We start from the raw sequence: 19,256 nt of genomic DNA on the forward strand, positions 1-19,256 counted from the left end.
GCCATAGTGGCCACGGACTGGACCGACAACCGAAAAAACTTGATGCTGTTCTCGGGTCGCGCACACCCAGAACTCGCCGAGCAGGTTGCCAAAGAACTCGACGTCTCGGTCACTGCGCAGACCGCGAGGGACTTCGCCAACGGTGAGATCTTCGTGCGGTTCGAGGAGTCGGTGCGAGGCTGCGACGCCTTCGTGCTGCAGAGCCACCCGTGGCCACTCAACCAGTGGCTCATGGAGCAGCTGATCATGATCGATGCGCTCAAGCGCGGCAGCGCCAAACGCATCACCGCGGTCCTGCCGTTCTATCCCTACTCCCGGCAGGACAAGAAGCACCGGGGCCGCGAGCCGATCTCCGCTCGCCTGGTCGCCGATCTGCTCAAGACCGCGGGTGCGGACCGCATCTTGACGGTCGACCTGCACACCGATCAGATCCAGGGCTTCTTCGACGGCCCCGTCGACCACATGCGGGCACAGTCACTGCTGTGCGGCTACATCGCCGACAAGTACGCGGGCTCGGACATGGTCGTGGTCTCCCCCGACTCGGGCCGCGTGCGCGTGGCCGAGAAGTGGGCCGACTCGCTGGGCGGCGTGCCGCTGGCGTTCATCCACAAGACCCGCGACCCGCTGGTGCCCAACCAGGTGAAGTCCAACCGTGTGGTGGGTGACGTCAAGGGCAAGACCTGCATCCTGACCGACGACATGATCGACACCGGCGGCACCATCGCCGGCGCGGTGAAACTGTTGCGCCAAGACGGTGCCAAGGACGTGGTGATCGCCGCGACCCACGGCCTGCTCAGCGATCCGGCTCCGCAGCGGCTGGCCGAGTCCGGCGCGCGTGAGGTGATCGTCACCAACACCCTGCCGATCGGCGACGAGAAGCAGTTCCCACAGCTGACGGTGTTGTCCATCGCACCGCTGCTGGCCAGCACCATCCGCGCCGTGTTCGAGAACGGTTCGGTGACCGGTCTGTTCGACGGGTCCGCATAGCTTCATGGAACGCATCTACCACAATCCGAAATGCTCGACCTCGCGTAAGACGCTGGAGTTGTTGCGCCAGAACGGGATCGAGCCCGAGATCGTGCAGTATCTGAAGACGCCGCCGAGCCGTGCGGAGCTGAAGAAGATGATCGCCGACGCCGGGATAGACGTGCGGACCGCGGTGCGCAGGCGCGAATCGCTTTATACCGAACTGGGTTTGGCAAATGCCACCGACGACGAGCTGCTCGACGCCATGGCAGAACATCCGATTCTGATCGAGCGCCCGTTCGTCGTCACCGCCAAGGGCACCCGGCTGGCCCGGCCGATCGAAGCGGTACACGAGATTCTGTGAATCGGCCGATCGCCGCCGGGGTTGCCCTGGCCACGGCGGTGCTGATCACCGCCTGTGGCGCGAAAACCCCTGACTACCAGTCGATCTGGACCACCAGCGCGACCACGACCACGCCGACCAGCACGCAACCGCCGGTGCCGATCTCCAACTACCTGGACAGCGTCGGGGTCAGTGGAGAACCCATCGCGCCGGAGAAGATCCCGACGCTGACCGTCACGATGCCCACCCCACCCGGCTGGCACCCCTACTCCAACCCGAACCTGGCGCCGGGCACCCGGATGATCGCCAAGGGCAAGACCTATCCGACCGCGATGCTGCTGGTGTTCACGCTGCACGGCGACTTCGACGTCGCCAAGGCCATCAAGGATCACGGTTACGCCGACGCCCAGCTGTCGGAGAACTTCAAACAGCTCAACGCTTCCACCGCCGACTGGCACGGCTACCCGTCGGCCATGATCGAAGGCTCTTACGATCTCAACGGTCAACGGATGCAGAGCTACAACCGCATCGTCGTCGCGTCCGACGGGCTGCAACCGCCGCAGCGGTACCTGATCCAGCTCACTGTCACCGCGTTTGCCGACCAGGCCCAAGCGCAGGGGCCGGACATCGAGGCGATCATCTCGGGGTTCAACGTCACCAAGAAGTGAGCCTGGCTCTCCTACCCGCTCTAGATTTTTGGCCGGCGGGCGTTCTTTGCTACCCTGACCAGGCGTCACGGCGAGGGTGGACCCGATGGGCCACCGTTATCGACGGGAACCAGATTCGAGTTGTTGCATCCTGGCCGTACTGACGAGCTGACCGCAGTACCCGGATAAGGAGCAACCATATGGCCAAGAATTCGGCCCCCAACAAGCTGACCGCCTCGGTGCGGACCCGCACCGGCAAGGGCGCTTCGCGCCAGGCCCGCCGCGACGGCAAGGTACCCGCCGTGCTGTACGGCCACGGCACCGACCCGCAGCACCTCGAGCTCAACGCCCACGACTTCGCGGCCGTGCTCCGTAACTCGGGCACCAACGCGGTGCTGACCCTGGACATCAACGGCAAGGAGCAGTTGGCGCTGACCAAGGCGCTGGAGGTCCACCCGATCCGTCGCAATATCCAGCACGCCGACCTGCTGGTAGTGAAGCGCGGTGAGAAGGTCACCGTCGACGTCAACGTCGTCGTCGAGGGCGAGCCCGCCTCGGGCACCCTGGTCACCCAGGACGCCAACACCATCCAGATCGAGGCCGAGGCGCTGTCGATCCCCGAGCAGCTGACCCTGTCGATCGAGGGTGCCGAAGCCGGCACCCAGTTCGCCGCCGGACAGATCCCGCTGCCCGCCGGTGTCGGTCTGATCTCAGACCCCGAGCTGCTGGTCGTCAACGTCGTCGAGTCGCCGACCGCCGAGGACCTCGACTCCGAGGGCGCCGGCGAAACGGCCCAAGCCCCCGCCGAAGCAGCCACGGCTACCGCCGAAGAGTCCGCCGAGTAGATCGGGATCCTTGCTGTGGCCGAGCCGTTGTTGGTGGTGGGTCTGGGCAATCCGGGTCCCGTCTACGCAAAGACCCGGCACAACCTTGGATTCATGGTGGCCGACTTGTTGGCCGGGCGCATGGGCTCGGCCTTCAAGGTCCACAAGCGCTCGGGTGCAGAAGTCGCCACGGGCCGGTTGGGAGACCGGTCCGTGGTGCTGGCCAAACCACGGGTGTACATGAATGAGTCCGGCCGTCAGGTCGGGCCGTTGGCCAAGTTCTATTCAATCGTCCCGGCCGACATCGTGATCATCCACGACGAACTCGACATCGATTTCGGCCGGATCCGGCTCAAGCTCGGCGGCGGCGAGGGTGGCCACAACGGTCTGCGTTCGGTGGCAGCAGCGCTGGGCACCAAGGATTTCCAACGCGTCCGCATTGGCGTCGGCAGACCGCCCGGCCGTCAAGACCCGGCGGCGTTTGTCCTCGACCCGTTCAATTCCGTTGAACGCAAAGAGGTTCCGACGATCTGCGAGCAGGCAGCCGACGCTACGGAATTACTGTTGAAGATCGGCTTGGAACCGGCCCAGAACTCCGTGCACGCCTGGTAGCGATTCAGCGCGAGAAGAAAAAGCCCCGCGCCGGCGCCCAGGGCGCCTTGGTTAGCTGACCAGCGAGACCGAGTTGGCCCGGCGCAGCTTGCCCGAGGAGGTCTTCGGGATGGTGCCCGGCCCGAGCACGACGACATTGCGCGGCCGCACGTCGACCTCGGTGACCACCTCGTGGGCGACCTGGTGTTCGATCCGGCGCACTTCGGCCGGATCTTGCCAGGCGTTGGACTCCACAGCCACGGCAAAGGTCTCCCGCGAGTGCCCGGCGTCGAGCCGCACCGCGACGGCGCAACCGGTACGGACCCCGTCGACGCGGCCGGCGGCACGCTCGATGTCGGTCGGATAGATGTTGCGGCCGGCCATGATGATGACGTCCTTGACACGGCCACAGACCACGACGTGTCCCTCATCGGTCAGGTAGCCCAGATCGCCGGTGTCGTACCAACCGCTCTCGTCCTGGGCCGGCAGGAAACCGCCCATGGTGACATAGCCGGGCGTCACGCACTCGCCGCGCAGCTCGATGACACCGACGCCGCGAGCCGGCATCACATCGCCGTTCTCGTCGACCACACGCGCTTCCAGATCGGTCAGCAGCGGGCCGAGTGTCGCGAGCCGGCGCGTATTGCCCTTGGTGGCGGGCACGGCGCGGCGCAGCGCCGCCAGCAGATCGGCATCGACCTCGTCGACCACCAGGCCGGCGTTGCACTCGGAGAATGACACCGCCAGCGTCGTCTCCGCCATGCCGTACGCCGGCAGGATCGCCGACGGCGCCAGGCCGAACGGTTTGCCCGCATCGAGCAGGTCTTCGACGTCGGCGGGGTCGACCGGCTCGGCACCGGACAGCGCGAAGCGCAGCGTCGAGAGATCGAACTGGCCCGGCTCGGCCTGCTTGCGCAGCCGCTTGGCGAAAAGCGCGTAGGCGAAGTTGGGCGCCGCGGTCATGGTGCCCTTGTACTTGTCGATGAGCTTGGCCCACAGCAGGGTGTCGCGCAGGAAGTCCATCGGCGTGACCTTGACGAGCTCGGCACCGAAATACATCGGGATGGTCAGGAAGCCGACCATGCCCATGTCGTGAAAGCAAGGCAGCCAGCTCACCATGACGTCCCTGTCGACGTCGTACTTAGCCCCGATGAACATCGCCTCGGCATTGGAATGGATGTTGCGGTGCGTGATCTGCACGGCCTTGGGCGAACCCGTCGAACCTGAGGTCAGCTGCATGAGGGCGAGGTCGTCCTCGCCGGTCTCGATCGGGTCGATCGGCTCGGCGGCCAACAGATCAGCGATCGTGAGAACCTTGATGCCCTTGTCCTCAAGCACCGGGATGGCGACGAGGAACGGCTCGGAGACGATCACGGCGGCGGCCTCGATCATGCCGATGACGTTCATGGTGTCCTCGGCCCACACCGCCAGATCGGTGCGCGGGGTGGGCTGGTGCAGCATCGTCAGGCTGGCGCCGCGCATCCACACGCCTTGGGCGGTCGGGGCGATCTCCACCGGGAATCCGGCCAGCACGCCGATCGCGTCACCGGGGCCGATGCCGGCCGCGGCCAGTCCGCCGGCGATGCGTCGCGCACGTTCGTGCACCTCAAGCCAGGTGTGCCGGACAGGCTCGTGTGGCTCACCGGTCACCATGCCCCGAGAGCTTTCACGGGCGTTGCGGTACATCTTATCGGTGAACCTGCTCACGACGACCTCCTTGGCTTCCGGAGCCGCAGCACCGGTGACATGGGATACAGCGTCCGGATTTCCATGCTCCGCCTGTGGTAAAGCGCCGTTGTGCAGGCGCGCGCGCACAATTGGGCAGCGGTTTTGTCTCGGTTAGGTGATACCGCCTGCGCCGGGGCTGCCGGCGGAAGCGTGCCGCACGCCGACCGCCCGCCGAGCACGACGGGCGACGATACGTGACCACGAGCATTCACCATCGGTCATCTTATGAGACTCTTAAGTAGCCGCCAAACTATCGCGAGAATTGAGTCCTGAGTCACACCAACGCGACATCAGACCGATGCCGACGGCGCCGGTACCACCCGCGCCCCGTGCACCGGACCGCTGGCCACCCGCACCGTGCGGCACACACCGGCGCCTGCCAGTTGCGCCCCGACGTCGACGGCCGCCGTCGCCGATCCACACAGGAATGCGCACGTCGGCCCGGAACCCGACACGAGGCCGGCCAAAGCCCCGGCCTCGACACCGGCACGCAGCGTACGACGCAGATCGGGGTACAGGCTCAGCGCCGCCGGCTGTAAATCATTTCCCAGCAGCGAGGCGAGTTCGACGGCGTCTCCGGAGGCCAATGCGGCCAGCACAGGTTCAGGCTCCTCGGCCCGCGGTGGCTCGTCACGGCCGGTGTCGGCGCGCAATCGGTCCAGTTCACCGAACACCTCCGGTGTGGGCAGGCCGCGCTGGGCGAACGCCAGCACCCAGTGGAAGGTATTGCGGGCCAGCACCGTGGCCAGTTCCTCGCCCCGTCCGCTGCCCAGAGCCGTCCCGCCGTGTAGCGCGAATGGGACATCGCTACCCAGCCGGGCGGCCAGGGCATGCAGGTCTCGTCGCGGCACCCCTAACTCCCACAGGGTGTTCATCGCCACCAGAACACCCGCCGCGTCGGCACTTCCGCCGGCCATCCCGCCGGCCACCGGGATGGACTTGTCGATGGTGATGGCGACGTCGGGGGCGCGGCCGACATGTTCGGCCAACAACACGGCCGCTCTCCACGCCAGGTTGCGTTCGTCGGTGGGCAGCGACTCCACGCCCTCGCCCGACATCGTCACCGACAGCATGTCAGCATTGCGCACGGTGACCTCGTCGGTCAGCGATACGGCATGGAAGACCGTGGTCAGCTCGTGATAGCCGTCGTCACGCAGATCGCCGACCGCAAGATAGAGATTGACCTTGCCGGGCACACGAACGGTGACCGACCCGGTGGGGACCCATTCGGATGCGGTACTGCCGTCGGATGCGGACACGGCCACGACACTATCCCCGACGACGGCGAACCGTCACCGAACCTATGCTGTGACAGTGGTGTCACCCGGTGAGGGGCTGGCCGCGGAATTCGAGATCGACGAGGTCCTCGGCCGCGGGGGCTGGGCCGTCGTGTACCGCGCTCACGCTTCCGATGGCCGCGTTGTCGCGCTCAAGGTGCTCAACGAATCGCACCGCAAACCCGATCAGCTGGCGCGGCTGCGGCGGGAGTTCAACTTCGCCCGCCGCCTCGCGCACCCCAGCATCATCACGGTCTACGAGGCTGGCCCGGCCTGGCTGGCCATGGAATTCATCGATGGCGGCACGGTCAGCGGGCTGACGGCGCTGCCCGACCGGCTCACGGCTTTGACCCAAATCGCCGGCGCACTCGACCACTCGCACCGGCACGGAATCGTGCACTGCGATGTCAAGCCGGCCAACATTCTTGTCAACAAACCCTTTTCAAGGGCAGTGCTGATCGACTTCGGGGTGGCGCATTCGGTTTCCGAAGACGTGGCCATCCGACTTGCCCACGACACCGGCCGCCTGACTCTCGACCCGGCCAGACGAATAGCCCGCCGATCCTATGAGCCACGTACCGAGGTCCAGGCCTCACTGCCCTACTCGTCTCCCGAGCTACTCAGCGGCCGAGCACCTTCGGCCGTCACCGACCAGTATTCGTTGGCCTGCACCGCCGTTGAGTTGATGACCGGCTCACCGCCCTTCACGGCAAGCACCGCCACCGGACTGATAGAGCATCAACTGCACTCCGCGCCACCGAAGATCTCCCGACGCATCTCCGGGATCCCACGCGCCGTCGACTCAATCGTCACCAAAGCGATGGCCAAAAGACCAGAGATGCGCTATGACTCGTGCACAGAGTTCATGAGACTGATCACGCGGGCACTTCGCTGACTGGCGAGTTCGACAAAAGGGTCGCGCACCGCGAAGGTGAGCGACCCTTTTTGTCGAACTCGGTGAAGCCTTAGGTGGCCCGGACCTGTTCCTGCTCGTCCACGGCCTCCAGTGCAGCCTCCTTCGAGCGCCGCAGCAGCCGCACGAAGTCGGTGATGGCCAATGTCTCACCACGCCGGGCCGGGTCGATGCTCGCAGCCAGCAACCGCTCCGCCGACTCGTTGCCCGAACCGGCCCAGTCCGCGAAGGCATTGCGCGACGTCTTACGACGCTGCGCGAACCCGATGTCGATGAGGCTGAACACCTCGTCGCGGAACCCCTCGTCGTTGGGCCACGGCGAAGTCTCGTACCGATCGATGCGCACCAGCCCCGAATACACCCGCGGAATCGGCCAGAACACCGTCGGTGACACCATGCCGTGGCGGCGCACGTTGCCGTAAAACCGCACCTTGGCGCTGGGCACCCCGTAGTCCTTGCCGCCGGGCTCGGCGGCCAGCCGTTCGGCCACCTCGGCCTGCACCATGACCATCACCGTGCGGATGGTCGGAAACTCGGCCAGCAGATGCAGCAGTGCGGGCACCGCCACGTTGTACGGCAGGTTCGCCACCAGCGCGGTCGGCTGCTGGGTGAGATCATCCGGCATCAGCGTCAGGATGTCGCGGTTGAGCACGGTGAGCCGGTTGATCTCACTGTGCGAATGGTCGGCGATGGTCGTGGGCAGCTGTCGCGCCAGCAGCGGATCGATCTCCACTGCGGTCACCTGCGCCCCACGGTCCAGCAGGGCCAGCGTCAGCGAACCGAGGCCCGGTCCGACCTCGAGCACGTGGTCGGACCGATGGATTCCTGAAGCCGACACGATACGGCGGACAGTGTTCGCGTCGTGCACGAAGTTCTGTCCGAATGATTTGCGTGGCCGAAAGTCGATCTCTTTGGCCAGGCGTCTTATCTCGGTCCGCCCGAGCAGTCGAATAGTCAGCGTGCCCCAATCCTCCCGCTACACACTGGCCAAGCTCCCCATCCTTGCCGTGCCTGCGTCACCGTAGCAATCGCAATCTGCTCTTCCCTGGTCGCCAAATCGGCCCTCGCAGCATACCGCAAACCGCCCTGCCGTTCCCAAGTGTTTTGATCAAATTGCACGCCGCCGTAGAAACCGTTACCGGTGTTTATCCCCCAGTTACCTCCGGCTTCGCACTGCGCCAAGGCATCCCAGGTGCTTCCATTTGCAATAGGTGGAACTTCGGTTCCGGGCTTGGCGCCGACGCGGAGCACACCGTCACGGGCCGGTGCGATGACGACATTGGCTACTGGCAGCCTGCCTGTCTCCACCCCATTTACCTTGGCCACGGCGAAGGTAACGTCCTGAGTTCCCGGCGCGCCCGGGTCCTCGACGACCTCACGGCTCATGTTCATCGAGGTGTCCTCGATGCGCTTGTTGTCCGGCTGCAGCGGCATCCGCTCGGTGACCTTCTCGATCCGCATCCGGGTCACCTGGACGTGCATGCCCTCGGTCACCGGCGCAGACGCCGCGGGAACGACGGTGTCGTTCTGCTGCAGCGGCGCCCCGGCCGCCTCGAGCAGACCGGCCACGTTGGGGGCCGCCAGGTGCACGGTCGAGACCGCGCCACCGTCGTCGATCTGAACTGTCTTGGCGCTCACGACGGGAAGTGCCATCCCGCCCAGCGGAACGCGGGTGCCGCGAGAGGCCGCCGCGGGAGCCTTGTCCGTCATCCGCAGCTGCGCCAACGCCTCGTCGACGGTCGATGCCGTGGTCCACACCTGCTGGGTGCTCTGACCGTCGAGGGAAACCTCCAGCGGGCGACTGCGGTGCAACACGATGTTCCCGGCATCCTGGACCGGCTGATCCGCAGCGGGAAACAGGTCGTCCCGGTCGCCGACGTCGTAGCCGTTCTCTTTGACGACGTCGATCACCCTGGACTTCATGGTGGTCACCGTCATCGCCGTCCCGTCGACGTCGAGCGTCACGGTCTTGTGCGTCGAGACCGCGTAGCCGCCCGCTGCGGTCAGCGTGACCAGCAACGCGCCGACCACACCTCGGAGCAACGGCGAGCGCGATTCATGAAGTTTGTTCAGAGCATCCATACGAAATTCGTCTCTTCCCGGTACTGACGGCATGGTTCACCGACTGCACGTCAAGCGGTTGATCACAAGACGGTAACGAAAAGGCCTATATACGGCAACTTTCGTCCAGCCCGTACACCCGGGCCGCAGTGGTTGCCGTCTCGGCCGCCAGGTCCTGCTCGGGCCGGTCAAGCAAATTTGCCAGTGCTCGGACAGTGTATGGCAGGCAATATGGCTCGTTCGGCGCTCCGCGATACGGATGCGGGGTCAGAAACGGCGCGTCGGTCTCCACCAGCAGCTGCCCCGACGGGATCAGCCGAGCGGCCTCCTGCAGGTCAACTGCATTTTTGAAGCTGACCGTGCCGGACAAGCTCAGAATCCAGCCCGCATCGATACACGTACGCGCCATCTCCGGACCCGACGAAAAACAGTGGAAGATCACAGTTTCTGGCGCCCCCTCGGCAGCCAGGACGTCGAGAACCGCGGCGTCGGCATCGCGATTGTGGATCATCAGCGGCTTGCCGGTCCGTTTCGCCAGGTCGATGTGCCAGGCGAAGCCGTCACGCTGCTCCGCGGGCGTGGCGCAGCCGTCCAGCTTGTCCGGCCAGTACAGATCGATCCCCGTCTCCCCCACCGCGACCACGCGGGGACGGGCGGCCAGCCGCTCCAGATCGGCTTTCGCCGCGTCGTTCAGCGCATTGGCACGCGTGGGATGCAGCGCGACTGCCGCGTACACCCGATCGTCGGCGTCCGCGGCACCGGCGGCCCAGTGCGCTGCAGCCAGATCGTCGGCGACCGTAACCACCCGCTGCACGCCGACCGCAGCCGCGCGATCGACGATGGCGTGGATGTCGTCGGCGGTGTCCGCGCCACACGAATGGAGATGGGTATGGGCATCGATGAGCGGCGCCAAAGGTTCCGGGGCGGGCGGCTTATCCCTGCCTGAGCGTTTGGAACTCATTGCAACACCATAAAGTGAACCCCCGATGAGCAAGACGCCGTACTACATCACCACTGCGATCGACTACCCCAACGGGGCGCCGCACATCGGCCATGCGTACGAAAAAGCCGCGGCCGACGCCATCGCCCGGTTCAAACGGCTCGACGGCTTCGATGTGCTCTTCCTGACGGGCACCGACGTGCACGGGCTCAAGATGGCCGAGACTGCGGCCGCAGAGGGCGTCACCACCGCAGAGCTCGCCAACCGGAACTCGGACGTGTTCCAGCGGATGCAGGAGCGCCTGGGCGGTTCTTTCGACCGGTTCATCCGCACCAGCGACGCCGACCACCTGGAGGCCTCCAAGGAGATCTGGCGCCGGATGAACGACTCCGGTGACATTTACCTGGGCAGCTACCAGGGCTGGTATTCGGTGCGCGACGAACGCTTCTTCTCCGAGGACGAGACGGAGGTCAAGGACGACGGGGCACGCATCGCGACCGAGACCGGCACCCCGGTGACGTGGACCGAGGAGCAGACCTACTTCTTCCGGCTGTCGGCCTATGCCGATCGTCTCCTCGCGCACTACCGGGACCATCCCGAGTTCATCGGACCCGACGCCCGCCGCAACGAGGTCGTCAGCTTCGTATCCGGCGGCCTCAAGGACCTGTCGATCTCGCGGACCACCTTCGACTGGGGCGTGCCCGTCCCCGACCACCCCGATCACGTCATGTACGTGTGGGTCGACGCGCTGACGAACTATCTGACCGGCGCAGGTTTCCCGGACACCTCCTCGGCGAACTTCCGCCGGTACTGGCCCGCCGATCTGCACGTGATCGGCAAGGACATCATCCGATTCCACGCCGTGTACTGGCCCGCGTTCCTGATGTCGGCCGGAATCGAGCTTCCGCGAAGGGTCTTCGCCCACGGCTTCATCAACGTCAAGGGCGAGAAGATGAGCAAGTCTGTGGGCAACGTGATCGACCCGATGGCGCTCATCGACACCTTCGGCGTCGACCCGGTGCGCTACTTCTTCCTGCGCGAGGTGCCGTTCGGCCAGGATGGCAGCTACAGCGAAGAGGCAATCATCGGCAGGATCAACGCCGACCTCGCCAACGAACTGGGCAACCTGGCGCAGCGGTCCCTGTCGATGGTCAACAAGAATCTCGACGGTGTGGTGCCCGATCCCGGTGAGTTCACCGACGACGACGCGGCCCTGCTGGCTGCGGCCGACGGGCTGCTGGAACGGGTCCGGGCACACTACGCCGAACCCGCCATGCACCTCGCGCTGGAAGCGATCTGGTCGGTGCTCGGTGCGGCCAACCGGTATTTCTCGGCACAAGAACCGTGGGTGTTGCGCAAGTCCGCCGAGCCGGGCGATCAGCAGCGCTTCCGCACGGTGCTATACACCACGCTGGAGACAGTGCGCATCGCCGCGTTACTGAGCCAGCCGGTGATGCCAGAATCGATGGGCAAGATGCTCGACCTGCTCGGCCAGCCGGCCGACGAGCGAGCCCTCGCCGCCATCAGCACCCGGCTCAAGCCAGGTGTCACGCTGCCAGCACCCGCGGCAGTGTTCCCGCGATATCAGGTGGATTGACGTGAGCGAATTACACCCCAAACTGCACGACATCTATGAGGAAGTAGCCCGGCGCAATGCCGGCGAGAAGGAATTCCACCAGGCCGTCTACGAGGTGCTGACCAGCCTCGGGCCGGTCGTCGACAAACACCCCGAGTTCGCCGACAACGCGGTGATCCGGCGGTTGTGCGAACCTGAGCGGCAGATCATCTTCCGCGTGCCGTGGCTCGACGACAACAACAATGTCCAGATCAACCGCGGTTTCCGCGTCGAGTTCAACTCCGCGCTCGGCCCGTTCAAGGGTGGGCTGCGCTTCCACCCGTCGGTGTACCTGGGCATCGTGAAGTTCCTCGGCTTCGAGCAGATCTTCAAGAACTCGCTCACCGGCCTGCCGATCGGCGGCGGCAAGGGTGGCTCGGACTTCGATCCGAAGGGCCGCTCTGACAACGAGGTGATGCGGTTCTGTCAGTCCTTCATGACCGAGTTGTACCGCCACATCGGTGAATACACCGACGTGCCCGCCGGTGACATCGGCGTGGGTGGCCGCGAGATCGGCTACCTGTTCGGCCAGTACAAGCGGATCACCAACCGCTACGAGTCCGGTGTGCTCACCGGCAAGGGCCTGACCTGGGGTGGATCCCAGGTGCGTACCGAGGCCACCGGTTACGGCACGGTGTTCTTCGTCGACGAAATCCTGCGTGCCGCAAACGATTCCTTCGATGGCAAACGAGTGGTCCTGTCGGGTTCGGGCAACGTCGCGATCTACGCGATCGAGAAGGTGCACGCCCTGGGCGGCACCGTGGTCGCGTGCTCGGACTCCAGCGGTTACGTGGTCGACGAGAAGGGCATCGACCTCGACCTCCTCAAGGAGGTCAAAGAGGTCAAGCGCGGACGAATCACCGACTATGTCGAAGCCCGCGCCGGTGCAGCTCAGTTCATCGAAGACCGCACCATCTGGGAGGTGCCCTGCGACATCGCACTACCCTGCGCCACCCAGAACGAGGTGTCCGGAGCCGACGCCGCGCTGCTGATCAACTCGGGCTGCCGGATCGTCGCCGAGGGCGCCAACATGCCGTGCACGCCAGAGGCAGTGAAGCTCTTCGCCGAAGCCGGCGTGATCTTCGCGCCGGGCAAGGCCGCCAACGCGGGCGGGGTTGCCACCAGTGCGCTGGAGATGCAGCAGAATGCGTCGCGCGATTCGTGGACATTCGAGGACACCGAGGCGCGGCTGGCCGAGATCATGGGACGCATCCACGATCGCTGCCTGACCACCGCCGACGAGTACGGCCAACCCGGCAATTATGTGGTCGGAGCCAACATCGCCGGGTTCATCCGGGTCGCCGATTCCATGCTCGCGCTCGGGTTGGTGTAACACGTGATCTGAGCCACGTTCGAACCCGATGGTCGTCGGTGGTGTCACAAACCGGTCGCGCGCGGTGTCTCGAGGGCATAAGCCCATTGAAAGGAGACACCATGACCGGGCAGAGCATTCGCATCACCGTGATCGGCGGTGGCTACGCCGGAGTGCTGGCCGCCAATCGGCTGCAGGGAGCCGCGGGCGTCACCGTGACACTGGTCAACCCGCGGCCGCGGTTTGTCGAGCGGATTCGCCTGCACCAACTGGTCGCCGGCAACGACGACGCCACCGAGGCGTACGACTCGTTGCTCGGCGACCGGGTGCGGCTGCTTGTCGACAGTGCCGAGCGCATCGATGCCGTGGCGCGCCGCGTGCACCTTCGCTCCGGTGACACGCTCGATTACGACTACCTCCTGTACGCCGTCGGCAGCACTGCGGGCGTGTCGGCTGCGGTGCCGGGCGCTGCCGAATTTGCTTATCCGATAGGCGAATTCGAGCAGGCCGTCCGGCTCCGCAACCGACTCCGGGAGGTGGCGCTCGGCGCGCCGGTGATCGTCGTGGGCGGTGGGCTGACCGGCATCGAAACGGCTGCTGAGTTCGCCGAGGCGGGGCGCCGAGCCACCCTGGTGACCGATGTCGTCGGCGCCTCGCTCGGTGAGGGCGGACGCCGTTCGGTGGTCAAAGGGCTGACCCGGCTGGGGGTCTCGATCGTCGACGGGCCCGACATCCTGGTCGCTGCCGTCGAGACCGACGCGGTGGTCATGGCCGACGGCAACCGACTACCCAGTGCGGTGACGGTGTGGACCACCGGCTTCGGGGTGCCCGGCTTGGCTGCTGCCAGCGGCCTGACAACCGATCAGCTCGGCCGGCTGTACACCGACGAAACCCTTACCAGCGTCGACGATCCGCACATCGTGGCAGCCGGTGACGCCGCCTCCCCGTCGGGCATCCCGCTGCGGATGAGCTGCCAGGCGGCTGGACCGCTGGGCATCCAGGCGGCCAACACCGTGCTGGCGCGCATCGCAGAGACCGAGCCTGCGGTGATCAACCAGGCATTCGCCGGGCAATGCGTGAGCGTCGGGCGTAATCTCGGCACCGCGCAGCTCTGCCACTCCGACGACAGCCCGCGGAAGGTCTACCTCGGCGGCCGTACCGGCGCCTACCTCAAAGAGCAGGTGTGCCGGGCCACACTGTGGGCGATCCGCCGTGAAGCGGCGAAACCGGGCTCGTACTTCTGGTTCCGCGGCGGCAACAGGCAGCTTCAGCTCGCCGCCGCTCGCCAAGAGCCCCTGGCCGGTGCGGACGTGAGGAGCAGGACCATCTCATGAACACACCGAACGCAAGGAACTCGACCGAGCACGCCGAACGGTTCACGATGCTGCGGCCGTTGCTGTTCACCATCGCCTACGAGATATTGGGCACGGCAACGGAATCCGACGACGTGCTACAGGAGAGTTACCTGCGCTGGGCAGAGGTGGATCTGGCGGGCGTGACGGATACCAAAGCCTATCTGGCCCAGTTGGTCACCCGGCAGGCACTCAACGCGCTGCGTGCGCAGTCCCGCAGACGCGAGGACTACGTCGGCCCGTGGCTGCCCGAGCCACTGTTGCTGGAAATCCGCGACGGCGCTGCTGACGTGGTGCTGGCCGAGTCGGTGTCGATGGCAATGCTCGTGGTGCTGGAGACGCTCAGCCCCGACGAGCGGGCGGTGTTCGTCCTGCGCGAGGTGTTCGGCTTCAGTTACGACGAAATCGCCTCGGCCGTAGGCAAATCCGTGAGCGCCGTGCGGCAGATGGCGCACCGGTCCCGCCAACACGTGCAGTCGCGGCGTAAACGGTTCGCTCCCGTCGACGTCGCCGAGTCCACCCGCATCACCCGACAGTTCCTCGACTCCGCGGCCACCGGCGACGTCGATGGCCTGCTGGCGCTCCTTGCGCCGGACGCCGTCTACACCGCCGACAGCGGTGGCAAGGCCAGCGCCGCCCGCCGTCCCGTGGTGGGAGCGCAGAAGGTCGCCACGATGCTGACCGGCCTGTTCCGGGTCGCCGAGCGAATTCCGGGTCTGCAGTTCGACGCGGCCGTGTTCAACAATGCACCCGCGTTCGTCATTCACAGCGACGCCGGGTTGGAGGGTGTGTTCACCATCGAGATCGTCGACGGCAAGATCACGCACTTCTACGCCATGCGCAACCCGGACAAGCTGACCGGCATCGACATCCCGCGGGTGATCAGCCGCTGAGGCTCTGCCACGCTGGTGGCATGCGGATCGAGCGGCTCGGCGCCCTGGGTGATCCCGCGGTGGTATTGCGGGCTGTCGCCGCCGCGGCCGCCCGCGTCGGGTTGCCCGGACCCGCGGCGCTGACCGGTGACTGGTTCGGTTCCCGCGCCGTGATCGCCCCGTCACTCGCGGCGGCGCCGGTCGCAGCGGCCTCGGCGTTCCCGTTCGCCCCGAGCCCCACCACCGTCGACCCGGAGATCGGCGGCGGCTGGTTCGGCTATCTGGCCTACCCGGATCCCGGGGCCGACGGGTTGGCGCCCCGCATCCCCGAGGCGGCGGGCGGCTGGTCGGACTGCGTGCTGCGCCAGGACTCCGACGGCCACTGGTGGTACGAAAGCCTCACCGGCGCAGCTCTTCCCGAGTGGTTGACGGTGTTGCCGACGCCGCAGGCGGGCCCCTACGCCCTGCACTGGGCGCCACCCGACCGGGAGGTCCACCGGCACGGCGTGCTGGCCTGTCTGGACGCGATCGCCGCGGGCGAGGTGTACCAGGCCTGTGTGTGCACGCGTTTCACCGGACAGCTCGACGGGGATCCGCTGGACTTCTTCGCCGACGCGGCAGCCAGGACCCTGCCCTCCCGCGCCGCCTACCTGTCCGGCGCGTGGGGTGCGGTGGCGTCGTTGTCACCGGAGCTGTTCCTGCGTCGCCGCGGCACCGACGTCACGTCCAGGCCCATCAAGGGCACGCTGCCCCGATCGGCGAATCCGGCGGATCTGTTGGCCTCGGTCAAAGACGTCGCCGAGAACATCATGATCGTCGACCTGGTCCGCAACGACCTCGGCCGGGTCGCCGCCATCGGCACCGTGACGGTGCCCGAACTGCTGTCGGTGCAGCCCGCGCCCGGCGTCTGGCATCTGGTGTCGACGGTCGCGGCCGAGGTGCCCGTCGAAGTGCCGATGGCGCGGTTGCTACAGGCCGCCTTTCCGCCCGCATCGGTGACCGGCACCCCCAAGGCCCGGGCCCGCCAACTGCTGCGGCAATGGGAGCCGACACGACGCGGAGTGTATTGCGGCACAGTCGGTTTGGCGTCACCGGTGGCGGGCTGCGAACTCAACGTGGCGATCCGGACCGTCGAGTTCGGCGCCGACGGGTCTGCTGTGCTCGGCGTCGGCGGCGGCATCACCGCGGATTCCGATCCCGACCGGGAATGGGAGGAGTGCCTGCACAAGGCTGCGTCGATCGTGCTGCCGCCCCGCACGCAAGGAGGACAGGAACAGCCCCGCACGCGAGGAGGACAAGACCGGACCAGCACTAAGGCATCAGTCCCGGGCTCGCAGCACGGCGTCGTACAACTCGCGCCGTGACGGTGCGCCCGGATGGGCCGCGATCACCTCGGCGCAGGCATCCTTGACCCGGGCTCCGGCGTCGACCAGCTCCTCGACCTCGGCGATCAGGGTGGGTAGGTCAGCGCTCGGTGTGGCACCGGCGAGCACCACCGTGATCTCCCCCAGCACGCCGTCGGCGGCCCATTCGGCAAGCTCGGCCAGCGTGCCTCGCTTGATCTCCTCGTGGGTCTTGGTGAGTTCGCGGCACACGACAACGCGTCGCTGCGGACCCAGCACTTCGACAGCATCGCGCAGCGTGTCGGCGAGTCGGCGGGGGGATTCGAAGAACACGCAGGTGCGTAGCTCGTGGGCCAGGCTGCGCAGCCACGCCATGCGGGCGGCCTGCTTGCGCGGCGCGAAACCCTCGAAGCAGAACCGGTCGGACGCCAGCCCGGACACCGCCAGCGCGGTCGTCACGGCCGACGGGCCGGGCAGGCAAGATACCGACCACCCCGCTTCTATACACGCGGCCACCAGGCGGTAGCCCGGATCGTTGATCAACGGCATCCCGGCGTCACTGACCACCAGCACCGTCGCCCCTGCGGCGATCTCCTCGACCAGGCCCGGCACCCGGCCGGCCTCGTTCTGGTCGAAGAAACTCAGCACCCGCCCTTTGGGTGTGACGCCCAGCGCCTGCGCCAGTACGCGGATCCGTCGGGTGTCCTCAGCGGCCACGATGTCCGCGTCTGCCAGCGCCGCGACCAGCCGGGCGGAGGCGTCCGATGGCTGGCCCAACGGCGTCGCGCCGATCAGCAGTTTCCCGGGTGTCACGCCCGACAGCCTACGATCGCTTGCGTGACCGCCACCGCCACCGAGACCCCGACGGCGCAGCACGCGGTTCCGCTCATCAGTCCGGCGCCGCTGATCCCGCCCGCCGATTTCGGGCCGGTCGACCGGTTGCAGGGTTGGGCGATGACGGCCGTGATCGCCGCGCTGGCCGCGGTCAGCCGGTTCTTGAACCTCGGTTCGCCGACCGACGCCGGCACCCCGATCTTCGATGAGAAGCACTACGCGCCGCAGGCCTGGCAGATGCTGTTCAACCACGGGGTCGAGGACAATCCTGGCTACGGCCTGGTGGTCCACCCGCCGGTCGGCAAGCAGTTGATCGCCCTCGGTGAGGCGCTGTTCGGCTACAACGGCGTGGGGTGGCGTTTCTCGGGCGCGGTGTGCGGGGTGATCCTCGTGGTTCTCGTGGCTCGGATTGCCCGGCGGATCAGCCGTTCGACGCTGGTCGGCGGGATCGCCGGCCTGCTGCTGATCGCAGACGGGGCCAGCTTCGTCGCGGCCCGCACCGCGCTGCTGGACGGGTTCCAAGTGCTGTTCGTGGTGGCGACCTTCGGCGCCCTCATGGTCGACCGCGATCAGGTGCGGGAACGCATGTACATCGCCTATGCCGAGGGCCGGATCGCCGAGACGCCGTGGGGCCCGCGCCTGGGAGTCCGGTGGTGGCGGTTCGGCGCAGGGGTCCTGCTGGGCCTGGCCTGCGCCACGAAGTGGTCCGGGCTGTACTTCATGCTGTTCTTCGGTGTGATGACGCTGGCACTCGACGTCGTCGCACGCAGGCAGTACAAGGTGCCGCAACCGTGGCACGGCATGCTGCGACGCGATCTGGGGCCGGCGGTGTACGCGCTGGGCCTCATCCCGCTCGGGGTGTACTTCGCTTCGTATGCACCGTGGTTCGCTTCCGAGACCGCCGTCGATCGCCACGAGGTCGGACAGTCGATCGGCCCGCATTCGCTGCTGCCGTTGCCCGATGCGATCCGCTCACTGTGGCATTACACGTACACGGTCTATCGCTTCCACGCCGGGCTGACGAATGCCGCAGGAAACCACCATCCCTGGGAATCCAAGCCGTGGACCTGGCCGATGTCGCTACGGCCCGTGCTGTACGCGATCGACAACCACGATGTGCCGGGCTGCGGAGCGCAGTCGTGCGTCAAGGCGGTGATGCTCGCGGGCACCCCGGCCATGTGGTTCATCGCGGTGCCGGTGGTCGGCTGGGCGTTGTGGCGGGCCGTCATCCGCCGCGACTGGCGCTACGCCGTGGTGCTCGTCGGCTACGCGGCGGGCTTCCTGCCCTGGTTCGCCGATATCGACCGGCAGATGTACTTCTTCTACGCCGTGGTGATGGCGCCGTTCATGGTGCTGGCCATCGCACTGATCCTCGGCGACATCCTGCACAAACCACACCAGAACCCCGAACGCCGAACGCTGGGCCTGATGGTGGTGTGCGGCTACGTCGCGCTCGTCATCACCAACTTCGCGTGGATGTACCCGATTCTCACCGGGCTGCCGATCTCCCAGGGCACGTGGAACCTGGAGATCGTGCTGCCGAGTTGGCGGTAGGCGGGCGTGGTTGAAATTGCGTTCAGGGTCGTGATTTCGAGTTATCCACAGCCCTGAGCGCAATTTCAACATTGCCATCGGTAT

18 protein-coding genes are annotated in these 19,256 nt (G+C 66.5%); 12 read left to right on the forward strand and 6 right to left on the reverse strand.

The window, feature by feature from the left end:
- Positions 1-6: 6 nt before the first annotated feature.
- The 5 genes from H276_RS0114600 to pth all read left to right on the forward strand — a co-directional run bounded on the left by H276_RS0114600 (position 7) and on the right by pth (position 3,392).
- The gene (locus H276_RS0114600; protein ID WP_019972047.1) at positions 7-987 is read left to right on the forward strand and encodes a ribose-phosphate diphosphokinase; all 981 of its coding nucleotides are present in this window, start codon (positions 7-9) and stop codon (positions 985-987) included.
- Between the two features lie 4 nt (positions 988-991).
- The gene (arsC, locus tag H276_RS0114605; RefSeq protein WP_019972048.1) at positions 992-1,330 is read left to right on the forward strand and encodes an arsenate reductase (glutaredoxin); all 339 of its coding nucleotides are present in this window, start codon (positions 992-994) and stop codon (positions 1,328-1,330) included.
- Positions 1,327-1,977: an LpqN/LpqT family lipoprotein gene (locus H276_RS0114610; RefSeq protein WP_019972049.1), complete on the forward strand. Its 651-nt coding sequence runs from the start codon at positions 1,327-1,329 to the stop codon at positions 1,975-1,977. Before arsC ends, H276_RS0114610 begins: the two co-directional genes overlap by 4 nt.
- A gap of 179 nt (positions 1,978-2,156) precedes the next feature.
- The gene (locus tag H276_RS0114615) at positions 2,157-2,801 is read left to right on the forward strand and encodes a 50S ribosomal protein L25/general stress protein Ctc (protein ID WP_019972050.1); all 645 of its coding nucleotides are present in this window, start codon (positions 2,157-2,159) and stop codon (positions 2,799-2,801) included.
- Positions 2,802-2,816: 15 nt separating this feature from the next.
- Positions 2,817-3,392, forward strand: a complete 576-nt coding sequence (gene pth / locus H276_RS0114620) for an aminoacyl-tRNA hydrolase (RefSeq protein WP_019972051.1) — start codon at positions 2,817-2,819, stop codon at positions 3,390-3,392.
- Positions 3,393-3,443: 51 nt separating this feature from the next.
- On the opposite strand, the gene H276_RS0114625 is transcribed toward pth, so the two are convergent.
- A complete protein-coding gene (locus tag H276_RS0114625; protein ID WP_026357004.1) occupies positions 3,444-5,078 on the reverse strand; it encodes a fatty acyl-AMP ligase in 1,635 nt (544 codons plus the stop codon).
- A gap of 311 nt (positions 5,079-5,389) precedes the next feature.
- Positions 5,390-6,358 (reverse strand): 4-(cytidine 5'-diphospho)-2-C-methyl-D-erythritol kinase, encoded by a 969-nt coding sequence (locus H276_RS0114630; protein WP_196807921.1) that lies wholly within the window; start codon positions 6,356-6,358, stop codon positions 5,390-5,392.
- A gap of 55 nt (positions 6,359-6,413) precedes the next feature.
- Between H276_RS0114630 and H276_RS0114635 the strand changes: the two genes are divergently transcribed.
- Entirely contained in the window at positions 6,414-7,271 is an 858-nt protein-coding gene (locus tag H276_RS0114635) for a serine/threonine-protein kinase (RefSeq protein ID WP_019972054.1), read from the forward strand.
- Between the two features lie 70 nt (positions 7,272-7,341).
- On the opposite strand, the gene rsmA is transcribed toward H276_RS0114635, so the two are convergent.
- From rsmA to H276_RS0114650, 3 genes are all read right to left on the reverse strand, one after another.
- Complete coding sequence (gene rsmA, locus H276_RS0114640; protein ID WP_026357005.1) at positions 7,342-8,247, reverse strand: 16S rRNA (adenine(1518)-N(6)/adenine(1519)-N(6))-dimethyltransferase RsmA; 906 nt, start codon at positions 8,245-8,247, stop codon at positions 7,342-7,344.
- Positions 8,244-9,371 carry a resuscitation-promoting factor gene (locus H276_RS0114645; RefSeq protein WP_019972056.1) on the reverse strand — a complete coding sequence of 376 codons (1,128 nt, stop codon included), beginning with the start codon at positions 9,369-9,371 and terminating at the stop codon, positions 8,244-8,246. Before H276_RS0114645 ends, rsmA begins: the two co-directional genes overlap by 4 nt.
- A gap of 85 nt (positions 9,372-9,456) precedes the next feature.
- On the reverse strand, positions 9,457-10,311 hold the full coding sequence (locus H276_RS0114650) for a TatD family hydrolase (protein ID WP_026357006.1): 855 nt from the start codon (positions 10,309-10,311) through the stop codon (positions 9,457-9,459).
- A gap of 25 nt (positions 10,312-10,336) precedes the next feature.
- Between H276_RS0114650 and metG the strand changes: the two genes are divergently transcribed.
- The 5 genes from metG to H276_RS0114675 all read left to right on the forward strand — a co-directional run bounded on the left by metG (position 10,337) and on the right by H276_RS0114675 (position 16,805).
- Positions 10,337-11,887, forward strand: a complete 1,551-nt coding sequence (metG, locus tag H276_RS0114655; RefSeq protein ID WP_019972058.1) for a methionine--tRNA ligase — start codon at positions 10,337-10,339, stop codon at positions 11,885-11,887.
- A 1-nt stretch (position 11,888) separates the two neighbouring features.
- Positions 11,889-13,238 (forward strand): NADP-specific glutamate dehydrogenase, encoded by a 1,350-nt coding sequence (gdhA, locus tag H276_RS0114660; RefSeq protein WP_019972059.1) that lies wholly within the window; start codon positions 11,889-11,891, stop codon positions 13,236-13,238.
- 101 nt (positions 13,239-13,339) lie between these two features.
- Positions 13,340-14,551, forward strand: coding sequence for an NAD(P)/FAD-dependent oxidoreductase (locus tag H276_RS0114665; protein ID WP_019972060.1), 1,212 nt, complete (start codon positions 13,340-13,342; stop codon positions 14,549-14,551).
- Positions 14,548-15,462: an RNA polymerase sigma-70 factor gene (locus H276_RS0114670; RefSeq protein ID WP_019972061.1), complete on the forward strand. Its 915-nt coding sequence runs from the start codon at positions 14,548-14,550 to the stop codon at positions 15,460-15,462. The genes H276_RS0114665 and H276_RS0114670 overlap by 4 nt, the downstream gene beginning before the upstream one ends.
- Before the next feature lie 20 nt (positions 15,463-15,482).
- Positions 15,483-16,805: an aminodeoxychorismate synthase component I gene (locus tag H276_RS0114675; protein ID WP_019972062.1), complete on the forward strand. Its 1,323-nt coding sequence runs from the start codon at positions 15,483-15,485 to the stop codon at positions 16,803-16,805.
- On the opposite strand, the gene rsmI is transcribed toward H276_RS0114675, so the two are convergent.
- The gene (gene rsmI / locus H276_RS0114680) at positions 16,761-17,597 is read right to left on the reverse strand and encodes a 16S rRNA (cytidine(1402)-2'-O)-methyltransferase (protein ID WP_026357007.1); all 837 of its coding nucleotides are present in this window, start codon (positions 17,595-17,597) and stop codon (positions 16,761-16,763) included. The genes H276_RS0114675 and rsmI overlap by 45 nt on opposite strands.
- Before the next feature lie 24 nt (positions 17,598-17,621).
- Here rsmI and H276_RS0114685 point away from each other — a divergent pair, with 24 nt between their 5' ends.
- The gene (locus tag H276_RS0114685; RefSeq protein ID WP_019972064.1) at positions 17,622-19,172 is read left to right on the forward strand and encodes a dolichyl-phosphate-mannose--protein mannosyltransferase; all 1,551 of its coding nucleotides are present in this window, start codon (positions 17,622-17,624) and stop codon (positions 19,170-19,172) included.
- The last annotated feature ends 84 nt before the right edge of the window (positions 19,173-19,256 follow it).

It is taken from the genome of Mycobacterium sp. 141 (genome assembly GCF_000382405.1).
Taxonomy (GTDB): Bacteria; Actinomycetota; Actinomycetes; order Mycobacteriales; family Mycobacteriaceae; genus Mycobacterium.

Bases quoted from the DNA above. Each gene is read 5' to 3' on its own strand.
- arsC (WP_019972048.1), top strand. From the start codon at position 992: ATGGAACGCATCTACCACAATCCGAAATGCTCGACCTCGCGTAAGACG.
- H276_RS0114615 (WP_019972050.1), top strand. From the start codon at position 2,157: ATGGCCAAGAATTCGGCCCCCAACAAGCTGACCGCCTCGGTGCGGACC.
- H276_RS0114645 (WP_019972056.1), bottom strand. From the start codon at position 9,371: ATGGATGCTCTGAACAAACTTCATGAATCGCGCTCGCCGTTGCTCCGA.
- H276_RS0114650 (WP_026357006.1), bottom strand. From the start codon at position 10,311: ATGAGTTCCAAACGCTCAGGCAGGGATAAGCCGCCCGCCCCGGAACCT.
- metG (WP_019972058.1), top strand. From the start codon at position 10,337: ATGAGCAAGACGCCGTACTACATCACCACTGCGATCGACTACCCCAAC.
- H276_RS0114665 (WP_019972060.1), top strand. From the start codon at position 13,340: ATGACCGGGCAGAGCATTCGCATCACCGTGATCGGCGGTGGCTACGCC.
- H276_RS0114670 (WP_019972061.1), top strand. From the start codon at position 14,548: ATGAACACACCGAACGCAAGGAACTCGACCGAGCACGCCGAACGGTTC.
- H276_RS0114675 (WP_019972062.1), top strand. From the start codon at position 15,483: ATGCGGATCGAGCGGCTCGGCGCCCTGGGTGATCCCGCGGTGGTATTG.